The following is a 26,984-nucleotide window of genomic DNA, read 5'->3' as shown; positions in this document are numbered from 1 at the left end:
GCTGGCTTGCGCGCGAGGCGCTGAATACTTATGATGCTGGAGCCACATTATAAATGAACATCACGCTGTGCGTAAAACTAGCCGCATTCCCAATTTCCGCAATCTAGGCATACACTTACGTGTGCTGTTGCTGCATCTGTGTTTGCTGGCGTTGCTGGTGGTCTACGATGGACAGCCGGACGCAAGTATTAGCGCCTGGTTAAACGCACTGACGCAGATCAGTAGCCAGTGGCTGCCGCCATTGTTGCTGGTGATGGGGGCGCTGACCCTGGCTTATCCGTGGATGAGCCGCTGGGCGTATCGCCCGGCCCTGGCAGGGATCGTGCTGCTGGCGGTTGGCCTGACCGCATTGGCCACGGAAGGCTACCATGTCTGGATTATGCCTTTGCGTGCCGCGCAATGGTGTCAGGTGCTGTCGCTCTCTGCTGCCGATGTCCTCCTGTGCCTGTATTACCTCGATCTGCTGCAGCGGGCGTATTCGCCTGCCATCGCCGAGGCACGGTTGCAGGCCTTGCAGGCGCGCATTCGCCCGCATTTTTTGTTTAATAGCCTGAATGCAGCTTTGTCATTGATCCGCAGCCAGCCGCAGCGTGCTGAAACGGCGCTGGAGGATATGGCTGAACTATTCCGCGTGCTGATGGCGGATAACCGTGACCTGGTGCCGTTGTCGCAAGAAATTGCCTTGTGTCACCAATACCTCAATATCGAAAAACTGCGTCTGGATGAACGGCTGCAATGTGACTGGCAATTGTCTGAGCTGCCGCCGGAGATGATGATTCCGCCGCTGATTTTGCAGCCTTTGCTTGAGAATGCCATTTATCACGGCATTGAGCCGCAGCCGCAAGGCGGCGTGGTGCATATTGAGATCAAACCCAGCGGCAAAAGCTTGCTGTTAAGGATAAGCAACCCACTCCCCCCGCCAAGCAACCGGGCGAGTGGCAATAAAATGGCGCTCAAGAACATTCGTGAACGCCTGCGCTTGCATTACGATCTCGAGGCGCAGTTGCGTCAGTACGAAGCGGATCAACGTTATATCGTTGAAATCGTCATCCCGACCCGGCCTTTGTCCGAGGTGGTGCATGGCTAGCCAGCGTCTGTTGATTGTAGACGATGAGCCCTTGGCCAGGCAGCGCTTGCGCGACCTGGTGGGGGATATCGGTGGTTATGAGATTGTTGGTGAGGCAGCCAATGGCGTGGAGGCATTATCGCTGTTGCAGCAACACGCAGCCGAGATTGTGCTGGTGGATATCCGCATGCCCGTGATGGATGGCATTGAGCTGGCCCAGCATTTGCGTGGCCTGGCAACGCCGCCCAAACTGATTTTTACCACGGCTTATGACCATTATGCGCTGCAAGCCTTTGATCTCAATGCGATTGATTATTTGCTGAAACCGATTCGAAGTGAGCGCCTGGCAACGGCCTTGGCCAAAGCGCAGCCTTTGCCAGCGGCGCAGTCACAAGCATTGCAGCCTTTGCAGCAAACCCATGATCATTTAAGCATCCACGAACGTGGCAAAATCATGTTGGTACCCATCGCCGAGGTGCTTTATTTGCGCGCTGAGCTTAAATACATTACCGTGCGCACGCGCGAAAAAAGTTATTTACTCGAGGGCTCGCTCACACAGCTGGAGCAAAGTTATCCCGATCTGTTCATCCGTATACACCGCAACGCACTGGTGGCACGCGCAGCCATCAGCGGCTTTGAAAAACAACGCATGACCGAGGGCGATGAGGCGGGCGAGGCAGCCTGGGTGGTCTTGCTTAAGGGTATTCCCGAGACCCTGATGGTCAGCCGCCGTCACCAGCACATCATTAAGGCCACTTAAGTAGTGGCCCTATGCCGCTATTTTTTCTTCTGTTGCGCCTGGTCTATCACTTTTGCGGCCCAATCACGGCCACCCAGACCAAAGGCGATGGCTAGCGCTAAAAACACCGCGCCAAACACAATCACAAATAATGAATGTATCAGCTGCATGCCGATGCCTAATTGCTCCAGTGCGATGAAAATCGCCAGGATCTGGATGCAATACTCGGCCGAAGTGCTGATTACCAGTGCCTGATCAAATTTGATGCTGTGCAGCCAGGCAAACACCAGGCGATTGATAAAGCGGGCAAATAGCGTCCCAAAGATCACGACCAAAATCGCCACAATGATGTGTGGCAGATAGCTGGCCAGTTCTTTTAACAGGGCGGCCACTTCACTCAGGCCCAGCGAATTGGCACCGGTAATGACAAACAGCAGAATCACCAGCCAATACACTACCTGGCTGATAATGCCGCTCAGGCTCACTTTGTAATTGGCGCTACGCATAAAGGCTTCCAGGCCTGACTTTTGCGCAAAGGTATCAAAATGCGAGAGTTCCAGAATACGCTTTACGCCCAACCGGACTGCTTTGGCTACCAGCCAGCCAAAAAACAGGATCACCATGGCCGCCAGTAATTTGGGCACAAAATGTACGAGTTCGATCCAGAATTGATTGAGAGAAGAAAGAAAAATTTCGATTTGGTACTGCATGAGTAGTCCTCCTCTTTATGTTTAAAAGCATGACTTTTATCGCCACTTGAGGTGTTTGCCGAATGCTCAGCATAACTCAATCCGACTCCCTTGTGGCTCAAAGGTTCATCTCCGCTGCTTGCGCGGCTATCTGGACATGCCGTGTTAAAATGCGCAGCTTAATCCAGCTAACTTCATCACAGGTTATTCATTTTGAGCACACTGAACTCTCCCGCCAAGTTGGTCATTGCCTCCCGCGAAAGCGCACTTGCCATGTGGCAGGCCAAGCACATCCAGGCCAGATTACAGGCCTTGTATCCACAATGCGACGTCAGTATTTTGGGCATGACGACCATGGGCGATCAAATTCTGGATTCGCCGTTATCGAGAATTGGCGGTAAAGGCCTGTTTGTCAAAGAGCTTGAAAACGCGCTGGCAGATGGCCGTGCCGATTTGGCTGTGCACAGCATGAAAGATGTGCCCATGCACTTGCCAGAGGGCTTTACGCTGGTGGCAACGGGCGAGCGCGAGGATCCGCGCGATGCGTTTGTGTCCAATGATTATGCCCGTCTGGAAGACCTGCCCGCTGGCAGTGTGGTGGGGACCTCCAGTTTGCGCAGGCAAAGCCAGTTACAGGCGCGTTTCCCCACACTCAAGATTGAATCCTTGCGCGGTAACCTGCAAACCCGGTTACGCAAGCTGGACGAAGGCCAATATGCCGCGATTATTCTGGCCGCGGCTGGATTGATCCGTCTCGAATTGGGTCATCGCATCCGCCAGTTTATTTCTCCGCAAGAGAGCATTCCGGCAGTGGGCCAGGGCGCATTGGGCATTGAGATCAATGCCGCGCGGACAGACTTGAAAACGATTCTGGCACCGCTTAATCACCCCGACACCGAGCTTTGCGTGCTGGCCGAGCGTGGCTTTAGCCGTGCATTGGCGGGGAGTTGCACGGTGCCGCTGGGCGCTTATGCCACCAAGCAAAATGACACCATCACCATGCAGGGATTTGTCGCCAGCGTGGATGGCCAACAAATGCTGAAAGAGACCGTCACGGGATCCGCAGCAGAAGCTGAAAAACTGGGTCAGCAACTGGCCTTGCAACTGGTGGCGCGTGGTGCCGACAAGATTTTGGCAAGCTTGGACGGCGTGAAATGACCTTGCCTTTGGCCGGACGCTGGATTGCCGTCACGCGCCCCCCCGAGCAAGCGACCAAGCTAACGGCCGCCATCGAGGCCGCCGGCGGTGCGGTGATCTCGTTTCCGCTGCTGGATATTCAGGCGTTGCCTGATCTCAGTGGCTTTGATCAAGCCATCACGCCCTTGGCCCAGTTTGACTGGGTCATTTTTATCAGCAGCAATGCCGTGCAGCATGGCATGCCTTTGCTTCAGCAAGCAGGCGTTCCGCCCAGCCTCAAGTTTGCCGCGATTGGCCCGACCACGGCCGCCAGTTTGCAGGCGTTTGGCATTACGCAGGTGCTGACCCCGCAAGACAGGTTTGATAGTGAGTCTCTATTGGCACTGGAGCCATTGCAGGTGATGCAAGGGCAGCGTGTGTTGATTGTGCGCGGGGTGGGCGGACGCGAAGTACTGGCCGAGACCTTGAAACAGCGCGGGGCGGAGGTCGTGTTTGGTGAATGTTACCGCCGCGTCAATCCGCAAAGCAGTGCACAAGTGCTGGCGCAGGCTTATGATGAAGGCAAATTGCAGGGTATCGTCGTGACTAGCAGTGAGGCTTTGCGCTTTTTGCTCGACCTGGCGCAGGATGCAGCCTGGCTGCAAGCCACGCCTTTGTTTGTTAACCATGCCCGTATTGCCGAGCAGGCAAGTGCGGCGGGTTTGACGGTTTACTGCAGTGGCGTTTCCGGGGATAGCGCCATGCTGAATTTGTTGCAACGTCAGCTTTCGTAGTCGTCAAAGCAGCCTGCGTCTAAACGCCAGCAACCCCAAACCCAGCCACAGCATCGCCGCTCGATTTGCCTCTGGCACAGCCGAAACAGAAGCCGTGAGCGGGATGTTGATCAGGGGTGACGAAATTTGACTCGATGAGATTTGAATAGCGCCGCCTGGTTTGATCACGACTTGCCCTCCAACTGCAATCACGCCTGAGGGCGCACTTGTGTGTGTGGTTGGCATATTGAAGTGCACGGTGCCACCGGCATTGAATGACGGGTCAAAAGCTTGCCAATGAATGATGGGGGTTGTCGGGAAGAGACTGTTGTTACCTGCATTGATCACAATTTGCCCACCACCGCTGCCATCGTTTTGAACGGCGTTAATATTCACGTTATTTGCGATCTGGATGCCACCTTGGAATGTCGAAAGCGAAATTTCTTGTGCATTCAATGTAAGGTTTTCAAGCAGCAAATCCCCCTCTGCACGAATGAAGATGCTATCGTCAGAGTCTATCCAGCCGCCATTCAAGGTCAAGTTACCTGCACAGCTGAGCGAGGCGCCAGCGAGTGATGAAATCGACAACGCACCACTGCAGCTAGTGCTGGCAAGGTTGATCACTGCATTGGCATGCGCCGCTACAGGCAGTGCTGCCATCAATGAAAAAAGTGCGGCGTATCGTCCCATTTTTATTCCCTGAATTATTTATGTTTAAATGTTTTAACATAGTGTAACGGCCTCTGTTTTGCGGTAAATGATGATTTAATGAAACCCGGATTAGGGCGGGGACTAAATATTTTGCGGTCAGCGCTTGACAAAATAAACTAAATAACTAATTATTTAGTTATATGAAAACAGTCACTCACATTCCAGAAGCCTGGACAGACATCTCGGCCCTCTTTGAGGCGCTGGGGGATGCGCACAGGCAACGGATTTTGCTATCGTTTGAAAAAAACGAGCGGTTGACCATCCTGCAGATTGTGGAAAGCTCTCAATTAAGCCGCACAGCCGTCACCCACCATCTCAAGGTGCTGGAGCGTGGTGGCGCGTTACAGAGTGAAAAAATCGGGCGCGAAGTCTTTTTCTGGGTCAATAAAGCGTTCATGCAACAAGCACTGGAAAATGTGCTGGACTATATAAAAAACGAAATATAAAAGGTTAGGAAGTGAATATGCTAGTCAGTTTATTAAGGGGTATCTGTCGTTTATTGTTCAGGGTGCGTGTTACCGGCCTCGAAAATGTGCCAAACGAAGACCGTTTGTTGATTATTGCCAACCACGAATCTTTTCTGGACGGCCTGTTGCTTGGCCTGTTTCTGCCCAAGCGGGCCACTTTTGTCGTGCATACCGGGGTGTTAAAGCACTTCTTCTTCCGGCTATGGCTCAAGATGACACCGCATTTGTCGGTGGACCCTGCCAGCCCGCTGGCGATGAAAAAAGTCATTCAGCGGCTGAATGCCGGTGAAAACGTGGTGATTTTTCCTGAAGGCCGTATCACGCTGACGGGGGCCTTGATGAAGGTGTATGACGGCCCTGGTTTTGTCGCGGCAAAAACCGGCGTCAAGATTTTGCCCGTGAGGGTAGAGGGGGCGGCGCAGTCATATTTTGGCCGCTTGTCAGATGCACATCCACGCAAGCTGTTGCCTAAAGTCACCTTGACCATTTTACCGCCCACCCAGATTCAGATTGAGCCGCACGGTCATCACGCGCCGTTGACGGCCAAGCAGCGCCGCCGCATAGCTGGTGAAGCCATGCGCAATATCATGCAGCACATGCTGTTCAAGACGCAGCGCAGCACCACGCTGTTTGAAGCCATGCTGGATGCCATGGATAAATATGGTGCCAAAACGCGCATCATCGAAGACATGAACCAGGTCGAAGAGACGTATCAGGAAGTGCTCAAACGCAGCCTGGCGCTGGGCCGCATTGCCACCAAAGTCAGTCAGCGTGATGAGGCGGTTGGTGTGCTGATGCCGAATATTACCAATACACTGGCCTTGGTATTGGGTATGACCGCGTTTAGACGTGTCCCGGCCATGCTCAATTACACCGCAGGGGCAGAGGGCATGCGTAACGCTTGTATTGCCGCCAATGTCCGCACCATTATCAGTTCGCGCAAGTTTATTGAAGCCGCCAAGCTTCAAGACACCATCGCCAAAATGCGTGATCTGAATATTGTGTATCTTGAAGACTTGCGTGCCCAGTTTGGCATGCTGGATCGCGCATGGCTCATGGGCTATGCCTTGCATTATCCGCGTGCCGCCATGGAGCCCGCGACAGAAAACGACACCGCAGTCATCCTGTTTACTTCTGGTTCCGAGGGCAAGCCCAAAGGCGTGGTGCATAACCATAAAAGTATTGTGGCGAATACGCACCAGATTCTGGCCATGCTGGATTTCAATCCTACTGATAAATTCATGATGGCATTGCCACTGTTTCATGCCTTTGGCTTTACCGGCACCTTGTTGCCTTTCCTGAATGGCATCCCGATTTTGCTGTTCCCGTCGCCCTTGCAATATAAATTGATCCCGGAAGTGATTTATGACAAGGGCTGCACCGTGTTTTTCTCTACCAGCACCTTTCTGGGCAATTATGCGAAGTTTGCGCACCCCTATGATTTTTACAAGTTGCGCGTAGTGTTTGCCGGGGCTGAAAAACTCAATGAAGAAGTGCGCAAAATCTATCACGAAAAATTTGGTATCCGCATCCTCGAAGGTTATGGCACGACCGAATGTGCCCCAGTACTCGCGGCCAATACGCCCATGGCGAACCGCCATGGCACGGTAGGCCAGTTTTTCCCGGGGATCGAATACCGTTTGCAGCCGGTGCCAGGCATCGACAAAGGCGGCTTGCTCTATGTCAAGGGCGACAACATCATGCAGGGCTACTATTTGTATGACCAGCCTGGCGTCCTGGTTTCGCCCAAGGATGGCTGGTATGAAACCGGCGATGTGGTAGAGGTCGATACCGAGGGGTTTATCCACATCAAGGGCCGGGTGAAACGCTTTGCCAAAGTGGCCGGTGAAATGGTCTCGCTCGAAGTCGTCGAGAAAATCGCCCATACCGCCGCACCCGAGCATCAGCATGCCGCGACGACAGTCGCCGATGCCAGCCGTGGCGAGAATATCGTACTGTTCACCACCGATGCCAGACTCAAGCGTGAGGATTTGCAGATTGTGGCGAAAAACCTTGGCTCCCCAGAAATCGCCATTGCCCGGAAATTGGTGGTGGTGGAGCAGATTCCGGTATTGGGTACGGGTAAAACTGACTACGTGACTCTCAAACAAATGGCGGAAAAAGCAGCATGAAGAGTCCTTTCCAATTACTAAGCCAGCAACGATTTGGCCCTTTTTTCTGGACGCAGGGTCTGGGGGCGTTTAATGACAATGTGTTTAAAACCGCATTGATTACGCAGGTGGCGTTTAATACCGCCAGCCTGACCACCCTGGATGGCAAGATGCTGGCAACTTTGTTGCCCGGCCTGTTTATTCTGCCGTTTTTCCTGTTTTCGGCGTCGGCCGGGCAATTGGCGGATAAATACGAAAAGTCGCAGTTGATCCGCTGGGTAAAACTATTGGAGATTGGCATCATGCTGTTTGCAGGCATCGGTTTTTTAAGCCGCAGCCTGGTCATGTTGGCACTGGCCCTGTTTTTAATGGGGGTACATTCAACTTTGTTTGGTCCGGTGAAATACTCCTACCTGCCGCAACATTTGCAAGTGAACGAGTTGACTGCGGGCAATGGCCTGGTCGAAATGGGCAGTTTTGTCGCCATTTTGCTGGGGCAGGTATTGGGGGCGTGGTTAGGCAGTTTGGAGCAACATGCCTTGTTCACCAGCTTGAGTGTGTTGTTGATTGCGATTTCCGGCTATCACTTGAGCCGCAGCATTCCGCTTTCACCGCCACCGGTGCCCGAGATCCAGGTGAACTGGAACCCCGTGACCGAGACCATCAAGAACGTGCGGACCTTTTGGGCGCAGCAAACGTTGTGGGTCGCGATTGTTGCGATCTCCTGGTTCTGGTTTTTTGGCGCGACCTTGCTGGCGCAATTTCCAAACCTGGCCAAGCATGTATTGCAGGGCACGGAGCGTGACTTTATCAGTCTGTTATCGATCTTTTCGGTGGGGGTAGGCGTCGGTTCTGTCTGGTGTGAAAAGCTCTCCAAAGGCAAACAGGAGCTAGGCTTAGTCATGCTGGGGGCGGCTGGCATGTCTGTGTTTGCCTGGGATTTTGCCCAGGTGACTGGTGATATCCAACAACAGTTATTGGCACATCCGGGCCTGACTTTGCATCGCTTGCCTGGCTGGAGCGATGAGCGCATGTTGCTGGATGTGGCCTTGCTCGGCATTTGTGGCGGTTTGTATATTGTGCCCTTGTACGTGTTGCTACAGAGTCGCGCGCAACCAGGCTATCAATCCCGTGTGATTGCGTCTAACAACATCATGAATGCACTGTTTATGGTGCTCTCTGCTGGATTCTCGGTCATGCTGTTTGGTATGGGCGTCAGCATCCCGCAGTTGTTTGGTATCACGGCCATGCTCAATGTGCTGGTGGCAATTTATTTGTGCTGGCGCCAGCCGGAATATTGGGTCAGTGTGTGCAATTACTTGCGTGTTTGGGGGCGATAGCATGCGGCGTATGGTTGGGGTCGGATTTGGATTCGGCATCGGCTTGATGTCGTCGTTTGTTCATGCGGAGTCCGAAGTGGATAAATTAGGACCCTATGCCAACACGCAATTTCAAACGATGCAGGGGGCTTGCCAGCACTGCCAGACGTTGCCGCAAACCTTATGGTATTTCCGCCATGAGACGTTTTCTGTCCCGGCTGATGGCGAGCCAGTAACACGCATCGACACCCAGATGCGTGGAGTCGAGGATAGTGCGGCACTCAATCCTGTGGCTTTACCGTCACTGGTCTGGACCGGCGCAACTCAACGCTGGTCAGAAATGACGTTAACCGCTGCAGGCAGTTCGGTCTCAACCGCAACAGGCGAGCGCTTCCATTTTAAATTGGTGCCCAAACTTGCCAGTAACCGATCTTACTGGAATGCGGATACGAGTGCTTATTTAAGCCAGTCCAAACTGTGGATACGCGGTGAGTTAGAGGGCGAGACCTTGACGGCGCGCACCGTATGGCCACATGCGTTTAAGCTTGATTTAACCGCTGACCCGCAACCGTTGCAAAAGGATGAAACCTTGCAATCCTTGGTACAGTTTGCCAACGGGGGTGCCCGCAGCCCTTATCAAAGCCGGCTGTTATGGGAGAAGTCGCCAGGCCTGGCGCAACAGTCGTCAGGCAAAACAGCCGTCGGTATTTTGCTCAATGGTGCCCAGGGCGATGATGATGAGGCCCATGGCGGTCACTTTGCCCTGGCTACCGGGATCGTGGGTGCGCAAGGCGAATATGCAAACTGGCTGGTTAATAACTACTATAACCTGGCCATCAATAGTGAGAAAGGCGTCATTGCCGGGGTCACGCCTTTTGATAAATACATGGGCGATCTCAATAGTGGGCAAGCATTTTACCGGCCATCCTACATGCTGGTCGCGGTGTTCAGCCAGCCGACGATTCCCCTGCAAGTCCAAGCATTGAATAACCGGGTCATGCAGCATTTTTACCACAATGACTTTGTCTATGATCACGCCAGGGATAACTGTGCTGGTATCAGCATAGATACTTTACGCCAACTGGGCTGGCAAGTGCCCCAGCGAGGAGTCGAGAGCCTGCTCAAGGCCACTGCCGCTTACTGGTATGTGGCTGCCACGCAGCAGAGTCTGCAAAAAGGCCGTGCCATTTATGATTACCTGAATACTGAAATGACTCGGCTGTTTCCTGCCGTGGCATTTGACGCCATCGGGCATGACCTGCTCAATATGGCTCAAACTGGTGACCGGTCCACATTAACTTCACCTCGTATGGCGCCTCTGGCCGATCAGCTTGAAGCGATTTACTTTGTACGTATTCCGCAAATTCCATCCAGCCGTGAGTTTGGTCTCGCGCCTGTATATAGCTTTGCCCAGTATCTGCAACAAGCGCCAGCGGATCGCAGCCAATGGAAAGTGATTCCAGTGACGCCAAACCGGTTGCCGGCGTCTTTAAAAGAGGGGCTTGCGCGTCAGCCGCAAGCTGTGAGTCTGATTCCATTGCCTGCAATCCTATGTTTGCTTAGTGTGATCGGGGTCTTGGTGCTGTTGGGCATGCAGATGGTGATATGGCTAAAACACAGAAAACGTTAAGTCATCAAAGGGCAGATGGCCTGGCTAATGCGTGTATAGGCCATTGGCCTGGCTGGCGAACTTGAATTCCCGGCCGAGTGGACGCGGGCTCTCTGGATCTGCATACTCAAGCACACCGGACGGTTTGCAACTTTTAACGCCTCTGTTGTCACACTTATCATTAAAACAAGCCATTCATTCAGAGGAGTGTGACATGCAAGTTGCGATGAACCGCAAGCTGATACTAACCGCCATCATTTGTTTATTGCTGTATCAGGTAGGGACCTGGATTACGATCGTTGCCGGGGCTATCTGGGGTGCCGGGGCTGCCATTATTGTGGCGCTGGTCACATTTTTTTGTGCGCGTTTGGCCAAACGCGGGGCAAGCAGCACCGTCTGGTTTCTGATTCCCACGCTGTTATTCACGGTCGTACCTTTGTTGGCTAAAGGCTGGAGCCTGTTCACCAGCCAGACCGGCATGGTGGATATGCTGGTGGATTTGGTGCCTTTGCTGGTGGGCTTTGTGATCCCGGTCGCTTTGCTGTCGATGGTCTACCTCGATTTACGTAAAAAATCCTTTTAATCGCACATCTGCAGGCGGATGCTTGCCGGTAGGGCCATAAACGAGATAACCCGTTATAATTCCAAGCTTGATTCAAACAGATTAAGCCTTTATGCAACCTATCTATTTCGGCACGCCTCGCCCGTCTTCAAAACTGTGGAGATTTGCCCACTGGTTTGGCCCTTATGCACCGCTGATTGTCATGTTTATCAGTGGGCTGGTCTTGCTTTCTCTCACTCGCCTGGGGCTGGTGATCTGGAAGTGGGAGCGTGTACAGGCGACCGGTGAACTTTGTCAGATCTTGCTGCAGGGCGTGCGTGTGGATGTCATTCAGCTTGGTTTGCTGGCCTTGATCCCGGTGTTAGTGTCGCCGGTGCTGGCGACCCGAGGCCTGTTCAAGGTTTGGCGACGATTTACCTTTTGGTGGGTGTTGCTGTCATTGGTGCTGTTGGTGTTTTTAGAAGCGGCCACGCCAGGATTTATTCTTGAGTATGATGTCCGCCCCAACCGCATCTTTGTCGAATATCTCAAGTATCCGCATGAAGTGTTTGGCATGTTGTGGCAAGGCTTTAAAGTCGAACTGTTTTTTGGCTTGGCCATGAGCTTGGTGGCGGTTGCACTGGTTGCGCGGTTATTGAAACCCTGGCGTCAAGCCGAGCCTAAATGGAATAATCTGGTGGTATGGCTGGTCTGGCCATTATTGCTGGTGTTGACGATTTTCGGCATCCGCTCTAGCCTGGGCCACCGCCCGGCTAATCCGGCCTTGTTTGCCATTACCCAGGACAGCATGGTCAACAGCCTGATTTTGAACTCAAGCTATTCGGTATTTTATGCCGCCTACAGTTTGCAGCATGAGGCAAAATCCAGTGCCATTTACGGCAAACTGCCGCGCGAAAAAATCTTTGCCTTAACCGGTGCGCAAGATACCGATATCCCGACCCTGACCACGCTGACACCTAGTGTGAAGCGAGACAAACCATTGAACCTGGTGATTTTGCTGCAAGAGAGTCTGGGCGCAGGCTTTGTCGAGTCTCTGGGCGGCAAGCCGGTCACGCCAAATCTGGAAAAGCTCAAAGCTGAGGGCATCTGGTTTACGCATCTATATGCGACCGGGACGCGCTCGGTGCGCGGGATTGAGGCGGTCGTTACCGGTTTTCAGCCGACGCCGTCAGACAGTACCGTCAAGCTGGACTTGAGCCAGAAGAACTTTTTCACGCTGGCTTCGCTATTGTCCAAACGTGGTTACCTGACCGAGTTTATTTACGGGGGGGAATCCCATTTTGACAATATGCGCAGTTTTTTCATGGGCAATGGTTTTCAGCAGATCACGGACCAACCGGATTTCATCAATCCGGTGTTTGTTGCCAGCTGGGGGGCTTCAGACGAAGATTTGCTCAACAAAACGCATGAGCAGCTGATGGCACACCACGCCAGCGGCAAGCCGTTTTTTACACTTGCGTTCAGCTCGTCTAACCACGCACCCTTTGAGTTCCCGGATGGGCGTATCAAGCTGTATGAGCAGCCCAAGGCGACTGACAACAATGCAGTGAAATATGCTGACTATGCGATCGGCGAGTTCTTTAAAAAGGCCAAAGCCAGCCCTTATTGGAACGATACCGTGTTTTTGATTGTGGCCGATCATGACATTCGCGTGCGCGGCGATTCGCTAGTGCCGATCGAACACTTTCATATTCCGGCGTTGATTCTGGGCGGGGCAGTGCAGCCCAAAACGGTTGAAGCGATTGCCAGCCAGATTGACCTGCCGGTGACCGTGTTGTCACTGATGGGCATAGACGCCAAGCATCCGATGACCGGGCATGATTTGTCCAATGTGAGCGCTGACTATCATGGTCGCGCCATGATGCAGTACAACTATAACTTTGGCTGGATGCAGCAAACTGGCCCAACGGTCGCAGATAACGAAGTGGTGGTATTGCGCGAGGGCAAGGCGCCTGCCTTTGGTCACTACAATCCACTCAGTAAGCAGTTGCAGAATACCGCACCGCCAGCGGATGCCGCGGCATTGGCTGAACGCGCCCTGGCTAACAGCCTGTTGCCTGCCTTGTTGTATCAAGAGCAGCGTTATCGCTTGCCAGAGTAAGGGCTGACTTTGAAAAAACAACCCTCCATGCTGACCCGACAGGTCATTCTTGATGGCTTGAAATATCTGGCCACAGGCGGTTTCTGGCTCAAATACAGCCACTTACCAAAACTCGACCATGCCATCCCTGACGACTTTATCGGGATCTGTGTCGCGAGTAATCAGGATCCTGCCACTGATGATTACGTCTTGACGCAATTGCAGATGCTGGGTGTGACCAGGGTACGGCTGGATATCAGCGATGATGATGCCCGCCCCCATCAAGAGCGTTTTTTGCGCCGTTTGTTAGCGGCTGGCCTCTCGGTGACCTTGCATGTGGTGCAGCCATTTGCCGCGGCCAGAAATATGCGTGACGCCAGTGTGCAGCAAGCGTGGGCAACTTTTGTGAATGAGCTGTTGCAAGCCTATGCGGCGCGCATTGCGGCGCTGGAGATTGGTAACACGGTCAACCGCAAAAAATGGGCGGGCTATGACATGCCTGGCTTTATGTTGGCCTGGCAGCTGGCTTACGATCTGGCCAGAAAATATCAGGTGCGGGTGGTGGGCCCGAATGTGCAGGATTTTGAGCCGCTGTATAACGTCAGTCTGCTGAAAACGCTGGCTCAGACCCGGCGCTTGCCCGATGTGCACAGCAACAACCTGTTTGTGGAACGCGTGATTGAGCCCGAGCTGTCCGATGAGCGTATTTTCAAATATCAGTGGACCCGACACCTCAAGTTTAACCTGATCAAAAAAGCCCGTTTGTTGCAAAAAGTGGGGGAAGATTTTGGTGTGCCTGCGCTGGTGTCGCCGGTGGCCTTCTGGGCGATTTACCGCATCAAACGCCACTTGCCGGATGGCGCGCAAAAACAGGCCGATTACGTGGCACGCTACTTTACTTTGTTGGCCGCCTCTGGCGCTTTGCAGCACGCAAACTGGGGCGCCTTCATTTGTCACCGTGAAGGCTTGATTGATGATGGCCTCAAGGATGCAGAGTATCCGGCACTGGAGCGCGTCGCCTATTACAAATCGGCCGATGGCCAGCGCGAACACTATCAGCACAGACCCAGTTTTGCGGCATTTAAAACGGCATGCGACTGGCTGAACGGGGCGCACTATATTGCGCCTGTGAGTACCGTCCATGGACTCGAAATTCACGAATTACAGCAGCATGGGAAAACCGTGCATATCGCCTGGACCGTCAACGGTCAATGTGCAGTGCTCGACCAAGTTTACTCCCCGCATTGTTTGCAGCTCGCGCAAATCTTTGACCGTGACGGCCAACCGGTACCAGACCGGCAATTAGTGACCGAGTCACCGGTGTATCTGGTGTGGCCGGAGCCGGACCAGATGTTACTACGCACGGCGCAACCTGCCTTGAGTGGCACGGTGATTCATGCGCATATAGGCGGCAAACAGTATTTTCCGGTATATGAAGGCGATTGGCGCGGCTTGATTCTGGCAAAGGATGCCGAAGAGGCCAGACAATTGTGGCAGGCCTGGCATCCGGAAACGCTGACTCCGCCTGCCAAACAGCAGGCGTTGCGCCATGCCAGAAATGCGATTTGGTCCTTGCCTGACCCGAGAACTCCCGGTCAGCAGGTGACTGTGAAAAAACCGGTGCGCATGTATTGGCATAAAACGCTACTGGACAGATTTAAACCCAGCAAAGCCAAGCGTAGCTGGAACGGGGCGATGGAATTGCTGCGGCGAGGCGTGGGTACCGCCATGCCTGTCGCATTCATCGAGCATACGCATGACACCACGTTGCGCCGCAATTTTTATATCTGTGATTTTGTGCCGCATCAGTTTGCCATTTCCAAGGCGTTTTTGGCTTTTCGCGAGGGCGCGACCGAATACGAGGGCCTGACTGCCGAGCATTTGTATCAGGCCTTTGCCCGGTTTTGCCTGCATATGCACCATTCGGGGATTTATTTCCGCGACTTTTCCGGGGGTAATATTCTGGTGCAGCGTGAAGGGGATCAGTTACAGTTTGTACTGATAGACACCGCCCGCTTGCATGCAACGCCTAGAGCGACGCCGATGTCAAATCGTTTGGCAGATTTGACACGCGCCTTGAACAAACTGCATTGGGAAGGCCGCAAGCAGTTTTTGCAAATATATCTCGGCATGAGCGGTCGCCGCCTGAGCTGGCAGTTTTTATGGCCGTTTTACGTCTATGACTTCAAGGTGAGCCTCAAGCGCACCATCGGCCGCAAAGGCATCAGCAAATTGTTGCGCCAGATCAAGTCACGGGTGGATTAAGGGGTATATCAGGCGATACTCATGAAAATCATGAACGCATGTTGCGCAGTTTAATCACGACAATCTTTTAGCCGAGTTTTAATATAGTCACACGTTGATAGCAAGTGCTAAGACGAATTTAGGATAAAGGAGAAATGACTATGTGGACTAAACCAGCTGCTACCGAAATGCGTTTCGGCTTTGAAGTAACTATGTACGTTATGAACAAATAATTTGTTCCTGATGGCATGAACGGGCGCTTTAGCGCCCGTTTTCATTTCCGGCTACTCTGTTATCTTGATAAAAGATGCCGCACAAAACTTTTCTGGTCAAGCCTGCTCAAATGCCAGAATCATTTGAGAGAATTCACTATGCCTGGCCTTACGAAATGCCTGACTCAAATCAGCTCCGCCCTGGTGTTATGGATGGTCCATGCCACCGTCATTGCCTGTCTGGATGAGCAGTCTTTAAAAAGTCTGGCAGACAAGGAAATGCAATACATGCTGCAGCGTATCCCACCTGCATTTGCGGATGCAGTGGCTGATCAGCAGGTCAGTGGCAGCATGTCCGTCACCACGACGCAACCTTGTCAGATCCACTGGCAGTTGCAACTGCCAGCGGCAGACCTCGCCGAAGCACACGCCTTGTTGCAAGCCGATCCGGCCAAGCAAATCATGTTGGCTGCACAAGGCTATCAAGTGCCTGAGACGACAGACAATCAGGCTGATTTTAGTCTAGATGCGGCCAGCTTGCAGCCGCTGCATCGCGATACCTTGCAGACTGCGCCACTGGGTAAATTGCGCGCCAGCGTGGAACTCATGTATGCGATGTTGACCCAGGCCAGGGCCGATGCAGTATCCACGCCCAAGCCCTGGACGGGTGCGGATCAGCAGGCACTGAAGCAGACTTGCCAGCAGCGCTACCATGCCGACGATATGACGCAGGCCTGCGACTGCTATGCACTCGGTCTTGCGCAAAAGTATAGTTACCGGCAAGTGCGTTACAACCACTATCTTTTGACCAATCCATATGCTTTTGCGACCGGCAATGGTGCGGCTTACAAGCAACTGGACAAAGCCTTGCAGGCGACTTGCGGTCTGCAGACGCTCAAATAATGACTTGTGGGTTCACTTAGTAATTTAACTGGCCTGAGAAGTACCAACCGGTCTGGTCGTCCTTGTTGGCGATTCTGCCCAAATCAATATAGGCGCCAGTGATAGACACGTTGCGGTGCGGAAACCAGGTCATGAAAATATCGTGCGCACTGTTTTCTTTGTATACCGACAGGTTATTTGGTTTTCCGCGATATTCAGTGCCGATGAGCCAGTTATCCGAAAGCATGATCGCTGCCGAGGCGGCTGGCAGGATACGATAGCGGTCATGCCGGTCCCCGCCAAATCCCAAGAGGCCAAACTGGTTGGCTTTACTGGCGTGCAGATTGGCATTGATGAGCAAGTTGTAGCCATTAATCGCACCCAAAAACAGCTTGCTGGTGGCCACATAATAATCAATGCCATCGCGATCTTTGGCGCCCAGCGCCTTGGGCACAAAGTGGTAGTCCTCGTTATATTTGTATTGGGCCCCCACCGAGATTTGTGGCAGCCAGCTGTCCTGTTCATAGACGGCGTCGCCTATCAGGCGTAATTTTATGCCTAATGTGTTCAGGCGGACTTCCTCGCCAGGCACCGTATCGCTCAAGCCGAACCGCGCCTGGCTGGCACTGAGTTCGATGCGATTGAAAGCACCAATCGCGATCCCAGAGGTATTTAATTTAAAGTCGCCCTTGGTTTGTGCATGCGTATAAAACACCGAGCCGCCAATTTGTTTGTCTGTGCCATAACCGCTAATCACAGCCCAAGGCATCAAGCCACCGCCTGCCGCCCCCTCAATCTGGGTGACGCCACCGGTCGCTAACAGGCGATCGCCTGCGTTGGCTACGAAAGGCAAGGTCATTGCTGTTGCCACTGCAATGCAGCCGATCAGAAGGGGAGAAGAATGCATGGTAACGCTTTCAAAATTTGATCGAATAGCATCATTATCTCGTTTTCGCGATAAGAATCATTGCGAAAATAGCGATTGATTTGATTGGCTTTTTCATCGTTTCAAACTTTTTAAGCTCACGTAATATGCTGATAGTGTGGCAATTTAACGGAGGAAGAAATGCGAAGGTTGATCTGGATTGGCTTGTTGCTGTGCATGGCGGGGTGTCCCGCCCAGCCCAAGCCTGATGCAAGCTTGTTCAGCCGTATCGGTGGCCTGCCGATGCTGAGCCGCTTGTCGAATCAAACTTTGGATATTGTCAGCAAGGATCCACGTACAGCCCGCTCATTTGAAGGGGTGAAAATGGTCACGCTTAAACAGAGTCTGACCAATTTTTTATGTGTTAAAACTGGCGGGCAATGTGAGTATGAGGGCGAGACCATGAAAAATGCGCATGCCGATGCCCATATCACCATGGCAGAATTCGAAATTATGGTTGAGGTATTGCGGGAGCGCATGGATATCAATGGCGTAGGCACCAAAGAAAAGAATGAGCTGTTGAAGATACTGGCGCCCATGAAGCGGGACGTGGTCAGTGATTAAGCTTGCAAAGGATAAGAAGATGCGTTTTTTGAGCAGGCCGCTGCTTGGCGCAGGACTCTGGTTACTCTGTCTGGGGCTGTCTGCGCACGCCGCGGAAGTGACGCTCACTGTGACGGATGCTGCGGGCCGGCTGGTCACCGATGCGGTCGTCGCGTTTTATGACAAGAAAACCCCGGCAATCAGTCCAGCCCCTGGCAAGATCGTGCAAAAAAACAAAATGTTTAACCCCAAGGTAACCGTAATCCAGACCGGTACCAAGGTGAATTTTCCGAATGAAGATACGGTGAGGCACCATGTCTACTCATTTTCACCTACCAAAAAATTCGAGCTGAAGTTGTATTCCGGCGTGCCAACGGACCCCGTGTTGTTTGATCAGGCGGGATTGGTGACATTAGGATGCAACATTCATGATTCTATGGTAGGGTATATTTATGTCGTCGATACCCCGTTTTTTGTCAAAACGGACGACCAAGGCAAGGCCATGATCAAGCTCAGTGATGGTCAATACAGTTATCAAGCCTGGCTACCAGGACAAAATAAACCTGGCACAGAACAAAAGGTAAATATTGAAGGGGCCGCAACCGAGCTGAAAATTGCGCTTCCCTAACATTCTCACTGCATGATCCAGTTCAAACACATTCGTTCGCGAATTGCTTTTACATTCTTAACCGTGGTCATTGCCATTCAGTTGGCAGGTCTGGTTCCGCTTAAATACGCCCTGGTAAAACATGCCAACCGCCTGGCCGAAGAGCAGATGGAGGTCGGCGAACGGGTATTTGTCAATTTGCTGCAACACAACACGCAAAGTCTCAAACAGGCGACGCAAGTGTTGGCCGCGGATTATGCCTTTAGGGAAGCCGTTGCCACCAACGATGCGGAAACGATTGCCTCCGCACTGGAAAGCTACCAGGGCCGCATCCATGCTCAGGTCGCCTATTTCGTCAGTCAAGATGAAGCGATGGTCATCGGCACCCAGGAAAGCGAGTCTGCCATTTCTGGCAGTGCGGCCCATCAGGAGTTTGTACAGGCCATTATCGAGAATCAAACCGGCACACTCAAGTTTGAACTGGTGGATGGCAAACCTTATCAGTTGATTGCCGTGCCGGTTAAAGCACCCGAAGTGATCGGCTGGGTAGTGATGGGGTTTGCCGTGGATAACCGCCTGGCCGCGCAAATCAAGCAACTGACGCACCTGGATGTCACCTTTGTACAAAAAACCCATCAGCACGATTGGGCGCTGGTTACGGGGACTGCCAACCACGAACTTTCAAACCTGCTGGTCAAAACCGTTTCCGATGTGTATGCGCAGAAGCTGTCTTTACACAAGGTCGACCTGGATGGCATTACCTACCATCTTAAAATACGTTCCTTGCATGAAACCAAGGATGAAGCTTTGCTGGTGGTGCTGCAGGGCTCGGTAGAACCTTACCTGCAGGATTTGAACACGCTGTTTAAAGTGATGATTTTCCTGACCTTGCTTGGTGTGGTCATTTTCGCTGCCTTGATCTGGTATGTTTCGCGCAAAACTACCGAACCGATTGCGACGCTGGTTAAAAATGCCGATGACATTGCCATGGGCAATTATGACAAGCCAATTCAGGTGACCAGTACGGATGAGATCGGATTGCTGGCAACCGCCCTCAACAGCATGCGTGAAGCGGTGTTGCAACGCAGCTTGCGCATCCAGCGGCTGGCATTTAATGATGAGCTGACTGGTCTTTCCAACCGGCTGGCATTTACCCAAGGCGTACATCAGGCCATGCTGGCCCATGCCCAGAGCAATGCCAAGCTGAGTATTCTGGTCATCAATATTCACCGCTTCAAGCCCATCAACCAAACGCTAGGTCGGGATTTTGGCGATGATTTGCTGCGCCACGTCGGTCAGGTGCTCAAACAGCATGTATTGAGTGAGCAAGACATGGTGGCGCGCCTTGATGCTGATGAATTTGCCGTGTTGTTACAGCATGCCGATCAGGCGCAAGCCACCCGCTTTGCAGATGCCATCCAACAGGTATTTGAGCAACCGGTGCAGGTGCAGGGCCAAGCCATTGATGTACAGGCGGGCATGGGGATTGCGCTGTATCCCGAACATGGCATGGACGAAGAATCTTTACTCAACCACGCCGAGACGGCACTGCAAGAATCCAGACTCAAAAAGACGCCCTGGATTGTCTACAATACCTCGCTGGAAATTGACCAGTCCGAGACATTGACCCTGATCTCTGACCTTAAGGAAGCCATCCAGCAAAACCAGTTACTACTCTACATCCAGCCTAAGGTCGATGTGACGACACGCCGTGCGCTGGGCGGTGAAGCCCTGATTCGTTGGGTGCATCCACAAAAAGGCATGATTTTCCCTGACCAGTTTATTCCGTTTGCCGAACAGACCGGTATTATCAGTGACCTCACGCAATGGATGTTGCGCCGCGCCTGTGAAGCGTTGGCGGATTTCAAAAAGCAAGGCTTGCATATCAGCCTGGCGGTGAATCTTTCAACCCGCGACCTCAACAACATGGAGTTGCCGCAACAGATTGCCGATTTGTTGGCCGCACATGGCTTGACCACCAAATCACTCAAGCTTGAAATCACCGAAGGCAGCTTGATGCAGGATCCTGAGCGGGCGGAAATTGTCGTGCGCAAACTGGCGGCTATGGGATTGCATCTGGCCATTGATGACTTTGGTACTGGCTACTCCTCGCTGGCTTATTTGCGTCAACTGCCGGTGCAAGAACTTAAAATTGACCGCTCATTTGTCATGTTTATGGATAAAAACGCCGGCGATGCCAGCATCGTGAAATCGACCATCGATCTGGCGCACAACCTGGGCTTGATCGTGGTGGCCGAAGGGATAGAAAACGAACTGGTGCTCAACCAGTTGGCCAAGCTCGGTTGCAATGAGGGGCAAGGCTACTTTATTGGCAAGCCCATGCCAGAAAAAGACTTTTCGATCTGGCTCGAGCGCTGGCAAGGTCAAAACGACATAGACATTGATATCGGCGATGATTTTAACTATGCCGTCAATCCGCTCGATATCGAGCCGGCGCCTCAAGACCCCTACACGCTGGATAACCTCAATTAATTCAATGCTACGCACCAGGCCTTGATTTCAAGGCAACTGGCCTATCTATAAGAATTATTTATCGATTGAATTAAATAATTCAATTTTATTTAAAAATAAAAGCGTTTTATCATGCACTTCATACATGAAAGGAGCGCAAGATGAGCCAAATCAGAATGCACAAGAAAGCCAACTTCATCATTCACTACATGATGCAGTGGCTGAACAAATAAGATTAAAAAGTTGTTGAAAATATAATAGCACGCGATTTATAATCGCAGTATATGAATAATTCTGCATCAACCCAAACGCCATTGCTTAATGAGCAGTTATGTTTTTCTGTGTATTCGCTGTCGCTGGCGATTAACAAAGTATATCGCCCACTGCTCAAAACGCTGGAATTAACCTATCCGCAGTATTTGGTCATGATGGTGTTATGGGAGAGCGATCAGCGTACCGTCAGTGATATTGGTGAGCAATTGTTTCTGGATTCGGCAACGCTGACCCCTTTGTTGAAAAGGCTGGAAGCCGCTGAATTTTTGCAGCGTGTGCGCTCGACCGAAGATGAAAGGCAAGTGATTATCTGCCTGACGCAGACCGGCCGTCAGCTGAGGCTGAAGGCCGCCGGGATTATGGATGACATGTTGTGTGCCATGGGCTGCTCATTGCAAGAGGTCGGTGAGTTACGCGAGCGCTTAAACGCGCTGCGCAACCATTTGATTCAGCATCAAGCGTAGTAAACATAAACAAATGGTTTATGGTATTTTAAGTAGTGTGCGATTTAATTTTAAACAATATGAATTTTCATAGAAAGGATTCAACATGAAGATACAAGCGTTAGTTGCCGTGTTATTTGCCACAGCATTGACTGTCTCCAGCCCGTCGGTATTTGCAGAGGAAAAACCGGTGACCGAACAATTGGTGGACACCTTGACCACTTTATCCGGCGGCCCCCATGCCGGCTACCGCGCCAACCATGCCAAAGGCGTGATGGTGGAGGGGACATTTACCCCTTCTGCACAGGCGGCTTCGGTCAGTAAAGCAACACACTTCCAAAAGGCAACGCCGGTGTTGGTCCGCTACTCGAATGCCACCGGCGTGCCAAATATTCCGGATGCCAATGGCAATGCGTTTCCTAAAGGCATTGCGATCCGCTTTCAATTACCGGATGGCACCGCAACGGATATCGTCAGTATCTCGGTGAATGCTTTTCCAACGGCGACGCCAGAAGACTTTCTGGGCTTGCTCAATGCCGTGCGTGACTCTCAGGGCAGTACGGCCAAGCCTAGCCCAGTCGAGCAGTTTTTAGGCAGCCATCCAGCTGCACTCAAATTTGTGACCACACCAAAACCGGCGCCTGTGAGTTTTGCGACGCAACCTTTTTATGGGGTAAACACGTTTGAGTTTACCAATGCTGCAGGTAAAACCGTCTTTGGCCGTTACCAGATTGTGCCCGTGGCCGGCGCCAAATTTTTGAGCCAGGAAGCGGCTGACAAAGCTGCACCTGACTACCTGATGACCGATATTGTCGAGCGTGTAAAAACAGGCGGGGTGCAATATAAATTATTGCTACAACTGGCTGAAGCTGGCGATGAAGTCAACAATGCGACCGTCGTTTGGCCTGACAGCCGCAAGGTGATTGAGTTGGGAACACTGACCTTGAATAAGGCTGTGGCAGACAGTAAAGCGGCTGAAAAGCCCATCATGTTCAATCCGCTACAGCTGACAGACGGCATTGCGCCTAGCAAAGATCCTATTTTGCTGGCCAGACCAGCGGCTTATGCCGTCAGTTATGGCAGAAGATTGGCGCATTAAGCTTATTCAGCAAAGCATGGCGAGCTGAATCTGAAACGGCGTTGTTTGCGTGAGCAAACCGCGCCGTTTGCTTTTAACGCCGGCCAACTACTGGGCGACAAATGCAATCGCTTTGCCATTAATGCAATAGCGTAGTCCACTCTCTGTTTTGCCATCGGGGAAGACGTGGCCCAAATGCGCATCACACACATTGCACTTCACTTCTACGCGTTGCATGCCATGGCTATCGTCGGCGTAATAAGCAATCGCATTCTTTGCAAGGGGCTGGTCAAAGGAAGGCCAACCTGAGGCAGAGTCAAACTTTTGGCTAGAATCAAACAGCGTTTGCGCGCAACAGGCGCAGGCATAGCGCCCTGGCGTAAACGCCACACACATTTCTGAAGAAAACGGCCGCTCGGTGGCACTTAAACGAGTAATGGCAAACACATCGTCATCCAAAATCTCGCGCCAGGCACGCACGGATTTTTGCAATTTGCGTTCTGGGGGCAGATTCCCTTCGCGCGAGAGTTTAAGTATATCTTTCCATTTAAGCATGATATCCATCCATCAATTTCCAACCCGGTGACTTGTCTCTGTTGAAGGTTCTCATCTTGTATAGCGCTGGGAAAACGGCGTTAAATCATGCATTTCCATGTCTTATCGCCACATTTGCTGCCAGCACTGACAGATAAACTACAAACTATCGAGTATATCACTGGTGTGATAGTTCACCAGATGGGAGACATGCCTTGATTGTTAGACCAAGACCGCACTTGTTTGAACTGTTTTTTATCATCAAAGGTTCTATCGTGCTCAAGATCATGCCGCTGCTGACATTTGTGGCAACACTGTCAGCTGTCGTGGTCTCGATTTATACCTTGAAGCCCGACTGGTTACCCAAGTTTGATGGCGGGCCGTTCGCCTTGCTTGGCATCACGCTGTCTATTTTTCTTGCCTTTAGAAATAACGCCTGTTATGAGCGCTGGTGGGAGGCGAGGAAGGTGTGGGGTGAGTTTATGCTCACCGCGAGAAACCTGGCACGCTTGAGCCAGATACTGGATACCCAGGGTGAACTCAGTGCCGCCCGCAAGCAATTGCTGGAATGCAATATTGCTTACGCGCACGCGTTGCTAAAGCAGCTGCGTCCAGGGGATCAACTGCCACGGATCAAGCAACTGTTAGCCGCGCCCGTGGCAGAAGCATACTTGCAGAGCAAAAATCCGCCAGAAGTCATTTTACGTGCCATGGAGCGCATCCTGATACAGGCATTGGCGGAGGGCCGCATCCAGCCTATACAGTTTAATTTGCTCGAAGAATTGATTCAGAAGCTGGCGGCGACGCAAGCCGCCTGTGAACGGATCCAGAACACGCCGATTCCGTTTGGCTACACCTTATTGTTGCACCGCACCGCCTATACTTTTTGTTTTTTGATGCCCTTTTGTTTTGCCAATACCCTGGGCTGGGCCACGCCGTTTGTGACTGCATTGGCAGCTTATACCCTGTTTGGACTCGATGCCCTCGGTAATGAACTCGAAGAGCCTTTTGCCCCGATTGCCAATGCGCTGCCGATCAACGCGCTGACTGAAGTCATAGACATTGAGCTCATGGAAGCCTTGGGGCAAAGTGATTTGCCCGCGTTGCCGACCGCCAAAGAATTTGTACTGATGTAAGTGCACAGACGATTTCTCTACTGAGTGATTTTATTCAGTAGCAGCGATGGCTTGGGTGACCGCGGCTAGAGATAGCGGGAAAGTTGCAGGTCTTGCGTCTCGATGGCCGGTGTCTCCTGCGCCATCAAATCGGCCAGTACTTGCCCGGAGCCACAGGCCATGGTCCAACCCAGCGTGCCGTGCCCAGTATTGAGCCACACATTGGGGTAAGCCGCGCTTGCCTGGCCGATCAGCGGCGTGCCATCCGGGGTCATGGGGCGCAGCCCCGTCCAGAATTGCGCTTGTGCGACATCCCCGGCATACGGGAACAAGCCGTTGAATACAAATTCCAGCGTGGCCCGGCGGCTTGGGTTGAGGCTTAAATCAAACCCATGCAATTCCGCCATCCCGCCCACCCGGATGCGCTGGTCAAAGCGCGTAATGGCTACCTTGTAAGTCTCATCCATCACGGTGGACACGGGGGCGGCGGCAGCGTTGATCAGGGGCACGGTCAAAGAATAGCCTTTTACGGGATAGACCGGCAGATTGAGTCCCAACGCCTGCGAAAGTTGGCGCGAGTAGCTGCCAAGGGCGACCACATAATGGTCTGCCTGCAATACTTCTGCGCCATTTGCCGTTTGCACCTCTACGCCAAGCAACTGGCTTTGCTGTGTCAGCAAGCGGTGTATTTGTGTTTCTTGTCTGAACTTCACCCCAAGCGCTTGCGCCTTGGCTGCCAGTTGCGTGGTAAATAGCTGGCAATCCCCGGTTTCATCCCCAGGCAGATACAACCCACCCAGCAACGCATCTTGTACGTGAATCAGGGCAGGTTCAATGCGCACGCAGCCTGCCGCATCCAAATGCTCAAACGGCACGCCCATGCGTTCAAGTACGGCAATATCCTTGGCTTCGGCGGCGAGTTGTTTTTTGGTGCGGAATACCTGTAAGGTCCCTTGACTGCGTTGCTCATAATGCAAGCCCGTCTCTGCGCGCAAACGACGCAGACAATCGCGGCTATACTCGGCCAGACGCACCATGCGTGATTTATTCAATTCATAACGTTCGATGGAGCAATTGCTTAAAAACTGTGCAATCCATTGACATTGCCAACGCGTGAAATCCGGCTTGAGGGAGAGTGGCGCATGGCGCTGAAACAGCCATTTAAGCGCCTTGAGCGGCACATCTGGGCTGGCCCAAGGGGCGGAATAACCCGGTGAAATTTGCCCTGCATTGGCAAAACTGGTCTCCAGGGCGACCGCTGGTTGACGGTCTATGACCGTGACTTCAAAGCCTTTTAACGCCAGATAATAAGCGCTTGTCACGCCTATCACCCCTGAACCAAGCACTAAGACCCGCATGATGATACTCCTGCAACGATAGCGAGGCAGTCATGATTGACTTACCCGCACTGGATGATGTTAACAAAATCGGCTGTCAGCAGGGGGAGTATGATCGCGTTAAGGATGAGACGGGCAAGTCAGGCCATCTGCTTTTCCAGCGCCTCTACCATCACTCTGGCCGGATCACAGTCTGTTTGTGCCGCAATCTCTACCATGCCAGTCGGACTGGTGACATTCACTTCGGTCAGGTAGTCGCCAATCACATCCAGCCCGACTAAAAACAGGCCGTGTTGTTTCAGCACACTGCCGACGGTCTCGGCAATTTCTTTGTCACGGGCAGTCAGGGGTTTGGCCACGCCTTTGCCGCCGGCGGCCAGGTTGCCACGGGTTTCGCCGGTTTTTGGGATGCGGGCGAGGGCGTAGGGCAGGGGTTCACCGTTGATGATCAGGATGCGCTTGTCACCTTTGACGATCTCTGGAATATAGCGCTGGACCATGATGGTTTGTGCTTCAAATCGGGTCAGCGTTTCCAGGATGGCGTAAATATTGGGGTCGTCCTGACGCAAGCGGAAAATGCCGCTGCCACCCATGCCATCCAGCGGTTTGACGATGATGTCCTGATGTTCGGCCAGAAAGGCCAGAATTTTGCTTTGCAGGCTGGTGACGATAAACGGCGGGGCAAATTGCGGAAAGCGCGCGACAGATAGTTTTTCGTTCCAGCCGCGAATGGATGACGGGTCGTTAATGATACGTGCCCCTTGCTGTTGCGCCAGCTCAAGCAAATAGGTGCTATACAGGTATTCGTTATCAAACGGCGGGTCTTTACGCATCAGCACGGCATCAAAACTTGCGGGGGCTTGTGTGATTTTGTCACCGGTTTGCAAGTGCCCGTCTGCATTGAACGCAAATGTCTGCGCATCCACCTTGACCTCGGCTTGCTGCAAGTGCCAGTCGTGTTGTTCGCAGACCCATAGCACGTGTCCACGCGCTTGCGCCGCGCGCATGATGGCAAGGCTGGTGTCTTTGTAACTTTTGAGTGAGGCCAGCGGATCAAGAATAAACAGCAGTTTCATG

25 protein-coding genes are annotated in these 26,984 nt (G+C 52.4%); 19 read left to right on the top strand and 6 right to left on the bottom strand.

Translation table 11 applies throughout. The features are described from left to right. The first annotated feature begins 67 nt into the window (after positions 1-67). Positions 68-1,087, top strand: a complete 1,020-nt coding sequence (locus GOC95_RS12155) for a histidine kinase (protein ID WP_275357387.1) — start codon at positions 68-70, stop codon at positions 1,085-1,087. Next, a complete protein-coding gene (locus GOC95_RS12150) occupies positions 1,080-1,826 on the top strand; it encodes a LytTR family DNA-binding domain-containing protein (RefSeq protein WP_275357385.1) in 747 nt (248 codons plus the stop codon). Before GOC95_RS12155 ends, GOC95_RS12150 begins: the two co-directional genes overlap by 8 nt. 17 nt (positions 1,827-1,843) lie before the next feature. Here GOC95_RS12150 and GOC95_RS12145 read toward each other — a convergent pair whose 3' ends face one another. Next, entirely contained in the window at positions 1,844-2,515 is a 672-nt protein-coding gene (locus GOC95_RS12145) for a hypothetical protein (protein ID WP_194749073.1), read from the bottom strand. A gap of 201 nt (positions 2,516-2,716) precedes the next feature. On the opposite strand from GOC95_RS12145, the gene hemC reads away from it, so the two are divergent. Further along, a complete protein-coding gene (gene hemC, locus GOC95_RS12140; RefSeq protein ID WP_275357619.1) occupies positions 2,717-3,652 on the top strand; it encodes a hydroxymethylbilane synthase in 936 nt (311 codons plus the stop codon). After that, complete coding sequence (locus GOC95_RS12135) at positions 3,649-4,404, top strand: uroporphyrinogen-III synthase (RefSeq protein WP_275357383.1); 756 nt, start codon at positions 3,649-3,651, stop codon at positions 4,402-4,404. Before hemC ends, GOC95_RS12135 begins: the two co-directional genes overlap by 4 nt. Positions 4,405-4,407: 3 nt before the next feature. Here GOC95_RS12135 and GOC95_RS12130 read toward each other — a convergent pair whose 3' ends face one another. Continuing rightward, the gene (locus GOC95_RS12130; RefSeq protein WP_275357381.1) at positions 4,408-5,073 is read right to left on the bottom strand and encodes a hypothetical protein; all 666 of its coding nucleotides are present in this window, start codon (positions 5,071-5,073) and stop codon (positions 4,408-4,410) included. 161 nt (positions 5,074-5,234) lie between these two features. Here GOC95_RS12130 and GOC95_RS12125 point away from each other — a divergent pair, with 161 nt between their 5' ends. From GOC95_RS12125 to GOC95_RS12085, 9 genes are all read left to right on the top strand, one after another. Next, positions 5,235-5,540 (top strand): winged helix-turn-helix domain-containing protein, encoded by a 306-nt coding sequence (locus tag GOC95_RS12125; RefSeq protein WP_194749070.1) that lies wholly within the window; start codon positions 5,235-5,237, stop codon positions 5,538-5,540. A 17-nt stretch (positions 5,541-5,557) separates the two neighbouring features. After that, the gene (gene aas / locus GOC95_RS12120) at positions 5,558-7,693 is read left to right on the top strand and encodes a bifunctional acyl-ACP--phospholipid O-acyltransferase/long-chain-fatty-acid--ACP ligase (RefSeq protein ID WP_275357379.1); all 2,136 of its coding nucleotides are present in this window, start codon (positions 5,558-5,560) and stop codon (positions 7,691-7,693) included. Further along, positions 7,690-9,012: an MFS transporter gene (locus GOC95_RS12115; protein WP_275357377.1), complete on the top strand. Its 1,323-nt coding sequence runs from the start codon at positions 7,690-7,692 to the stop codon at positions 9,010-9,012. Before aas ends, GOC95_RS12115 begins: the two co-directional genes overlap by 4 nt. 1 nt (position 9,013) lies before the next feature. After that, complete coding sequence (locus GOC95_RS12110; protein ID WP_275357376.1) at positions 9,014-10,621, top strand: hypothetical protein; 1,608 nt, start codon at positions 9,014-9,016, stop codon at positions 10,619-10,621. Positions 10,622-10,814: 193 nt separating this feature from the next. Further along, the gene (locus GOC95_RS12105) at positions 10,815-11,183 is read left to right on the top strand and encodes a hypothetical protein (protein ID WP_194749066.1); all 369 of its coding nucleotides are present in this window, start codon (positions 10,815-10,817) and stop codon (positions 11,181-11,183) included. A 91-nt stretch (positions 11,184-11,274) separates the two neighbouring features. Further along, on the top strand, positions 11,275-13,263 hold the full coding sequence (locus GOC95_RS12100; RefSeq protein WP_275357375.1) for an LTA synthase family protein: 1,989 nt from the start codon (positions 11,275-11,277) through the stop codon (positions 13,261-13,263). Between the two features lie 9 nt (positions 13,264-13,272). Continuing rightward, entirely contained in the window at positions 13,273-15,507 is a 2,235-nt protein-coding gene (locus GOC95_RS12095; RefSeq protein WP_343223986.1) for a lipopolysaccharide kinase InaA family protein, read from the top strand. Between the two features lie 140 nt (positions 15,508-15,647). Continuing rightward, on the top strand, positions 15,648-15,719 hold the full coding sequence (pqqA, locus tag GOC95_RS12090; protein WP_081624291.1) for a pyrroloquinoline quinone precursor peptide PqqA: 72 nt from the start codon (positions 15,648-15,650) through the stop codon (positions 15,717-15,719). Between the two features lie 138 nt (positions 15,720-15,857). Further along, the gene (locus GOC95_RS12085) at positions 15,858-16,601 is read left to right on the top strand and encodes a hypothetical protein (protein ID WP_275357374.1); all 744 of its coding nucleotides are present in this window, start codon (positions 15,858-15,860) and stop codon (positions 16,599-16,601) included. 16 nt (positions 16,602-16,617) lie between these two features. Here GOC95_RS12085 and GOC95_RS12080 read toward each other — a convergent pair whose 3' ends face one another. Beyond that, complete coding sequence (locus GOC95_RS12080) at positions 16,618-17,439, bottom strand: DUF3034 family protein (protein ID WP_275357616.1); 822 nt, start codon at positions 17,437-17,439, stop codon at positions 16,618-16,620. A gap of 207 nt (positions 17,440-17,646) precedes the next feature. Between GOC95_RS12080 and GOC95_RS12075 the strand changes: the two genes are divergently transcribed. The 5 genes from GOC95_RS12075 (at position 17,647) to GOC95_RS12055 (ending at position 22,942) form a co-directional block, all read left to right on the top strand. After that, positions 17,647-18,069, top strand: a complete 423-nt coding sequence (locus GOC95_RS12075; protein ID WP_194749062.1) for a group 1 truncated hemoglobin — start codon at positions 17,647-17,649, stop codon at positions 18,067-18,069. Positions 18,070-18,088: 19 nt separating this feature from the next. Beyond that, entirely contained in the window at positions 18,089-18,676 is a 588-nt protein-coding gene (locus GOC95_RS12070) for a methylamine utilization protein (RefSeq protein ID WP_275357373.1), read from the top strand. Between the two features lie 12 nt (positions 18,677-18,688). Beyond that, positions 18,689-21,148, top strand: a complete 2,460-nt coding sequence (locus GOC95_RS12065) for an EAL domain-containing protein (RefSeq protein ID WP_275357372.1) — start codon at positions 18,689-18,691, stop codon at positions 21,146-21,148. A gap of 263 nt (positions 21,149-21,411) precedes the next feature. Further along, the gene (locus GOC95_RS12060) at positions 21,412-21,864 is read left to right on the top strand and encodes a MarR family transcriptional regulator (protein ID WP_194749059.1); all 453 of its coding nucleotides are present in this window, start codon (positions 21,412-21,414) and stop codon (positions 21,862-21,864) included. 85 nt (positions 21,865-21,949) lie between these two features. Then, positions 21,950-22,942 carry a catalase family peroxidase gene (locus tag GOC95_RS12055; RefSeq protein WP_275357370.1) on the top strand — a complete coding sequence of 331 codons (993 nt, stop codon included), beginning with the start codon at positions 21,950-21,952 and terminating at the stop codon, positions 22,940-22,942. 87 nt (positions 22,943-23,029) lie between these two features. On the opposite strand, the gene msrB is transcribed toward GOC95_RS12055, so the two are convergent. Continuing rightward, entirely contained in the window at positions 23,030-23,476 is a 447-nt protein-coding gene (gene msrB, locus GOC95_RS12050) for a peptide-methionine (R)-S-oxide reductase MsrB (RefSeq protein WP_194749056.1), read from the bottom strand. Positions 23,477-23,670: 194 nt separating this feature from the next. Here msrB and GOC95_RS12045 point away from each other — a divergent pair, with 194 nt between their 5' ends. Next, positions 23,671-24,591, top strand: coding sequence for a bestrophin family ion channel (locus GOC95_RS12045; protein WP_194749054.1), 921 nt, complete (start codon positions 23,671-23,673; stop codon positions 24,589-24,591). Positions 24,592-24,656: 65 nt separating this feature from the next. On the opposite strand, the gene GOC95_RS12040 is transcribed toward GOC95_RS12045, so the two are convergent. After that, the gene (locus tag GOC95_RS12040; RefSeq protein WP_275357368.1) at positions 24,657-25,928 is read right to left on the bottom strand and encodes a D-amino acid dehydrogenase; all 1,272 of its coding nucleotides are present in this window, start codon (positions 25,926-25,928) and stop codon (positions 24,657-24,659) included. Between the two features lie 119 nt (positions 25,929-26,047). Continuing rightward, entirely contained in the window at positions 26,048-26,983 is a 936-nt protein-coding gene (gene gshB / locus GOC95_RS12035; protein WP_275357366.1) for a glutathione synthase, read from the bottom strand. Position 26,984: the final 1 nt, after the last annotated feature.

The organism is Methylophilus sp. YYY-1, assembly GCF_029132825.1.
In the GTDB taxonomy this organism is placed as follows: domain Bacteria; phylum Pseudomonadota; class Gammaproteobacteria; order Burkholderiales; family Methylophilaceae; genus Methylophilus; species Methylophilus glucosoxydans.
The sequence above is the reverse complement of the archived record's forward strand: the minus strand, read 5'-3'. Positions and strand labels throughout refer to the sequence as shown.

Excerpts from the sequence above, each read along its gene's own strand:
- GOC95_RS12125 (WP_194749070.1), top strand. The coding sequence starts at position 5,235 with ATGAAAACAGTCACTCACATTCCAGAAGCCTGGACAGACATCTCGGCC.
- GOC95_RS12040 (WP_275357368.1), bottom strand. The coding sequence starts at position 25,928 with ATGCGGGTCTTAGTGCTTGGTTCAGGGGTGATAGGCGTGACAAGCGCT.
- GOC95_RS12055 (WP_275357370.1), top strand. The coding sequence starts at position 21,950 with ATGAAGATACAAGCGTTAGTTGCCGTGTTATTTGCCACAGCATTGACT.
- GOC95_RS12070 (WP_275357373.1), top strand. The coding sequence starts at position 18,089 with ATGCGTTTTTTGAGCAGGCCGCTGCTTGGCGCAGGACTCTGGTTACTC.
- GOC95_RS12075 (WP_194749062.1), top strand. The coding sequence starts at position 17,647 with ATGCGAAGGTTGATCTGGATTGGCTTGTTGCTGTGCATGGCGGGGTGT.
- aas (WP_275357379.1), top strand. The coding sequence starts at position 5,558 with ATGCTAGTCAGTTTATTAAGGGGTATCTGTCGTTTATTGTTCAGGGTG.
- GOC95_RS12065 (WP_275357372.1), top strand. The coding sequence starts at position 18,689 with ATGATCCAGTTCAAACACATTCGTTCGCGAATTGCTTTTACATTCTTA.
- GOC95_RS12060 (WP_194749059.1), top strand. The coding sequence starts at position 21,412 with ATGAATAATTCTGCATCAACCCAAACGCCATTGCTTAATGAGCAGTTA.
- GOC95_RS12085 (WP_275357374.1), top strand. The coding sequence starts at position 15,858 with ATGCCTGGCCTTACGAAATGCCTGACTCAAATCAGCTCCGCCCTGGTG.
- GOC95_RS12130 (WP_275357381.1), bottom strand. The coding sequence starts at position 5,073 with ATGGGACGATACGCCGCACTTTTTTCATTGATGGCAGCACTGCCTGTA.
- GOC95_RS12100 (WP_275357375.1), top strand. The coding sequence starts at position 11,275 with ATGCAACCTATCTATTTCGGCACGCCTCGCCCGTCTTCAAAACTGTGG.
- GOC95_RS12150 (WP_275357385.1), top strand. The coding sequence starts at position 1,080 with ATGGCTAGCCAGCGTCTGTTGATTGTAGACGATGAGCCCTTGGCCAGG.
- GOC95_RS12080 (WP_275357616.1), bottom strand. The coding sequence starts at position 17,439 with ATGACCTTGCCTTTCGTAGCCAACGCAGGCGATCGCCTGTTAGCGACC.
- GOC95_RS12145 (WP_194749073.1), bottom strand. The coding sequence starts at position 2,515 with ATGCAGTACCAAATCGAAATTTTTCTTTCTTCTCTCAATCAATTCTGG.
- msrB (WP_194749056.1), bottom strand. The coding sequence starts at position 23,476 with ATGCTTAAATGGAAAGATATACTTAAACTCTCGCGCGAAGGGAATCTG.
- GOC95_RS12135 (WP_275357383.1), top strand. The coding sequence starts at position 3,649 with ATGACCTTGCCTTTGGCCGGACGCTGGATTGCCGTCACGCGCCCCCCC.
- gshB (WP_275357366.1), bottom strand. The coding sequence starts at position 26,983 with ATGAAACTGCTGTTTATTCTTGATCCGCTGGCCTCACTCAAAAGTTAC.
- GOC95_RS12115 (WP_275357377.1), top strand. The coding sequence starts at position 7,690 with ATGAAGAGTCCTTTCCAATTACTAAGCCAGCAACGATTTGGCCCTTTT.
- GOC95_RS12105 (WP_194749066.1), top strand. The coding sequence starts at position 10,815 with ATGCAAGTTGCGATGAACCGCAAGCTGATACTAACCGCCATCATTTGT.
- GOC95_RS12110 (WP_275357376.1), top strand. The coding sequence starts at position 9,014 with ATGCGGCGTATGGTTGGGGTCGGATTTGGATTCGGCATCGGCTTGATG.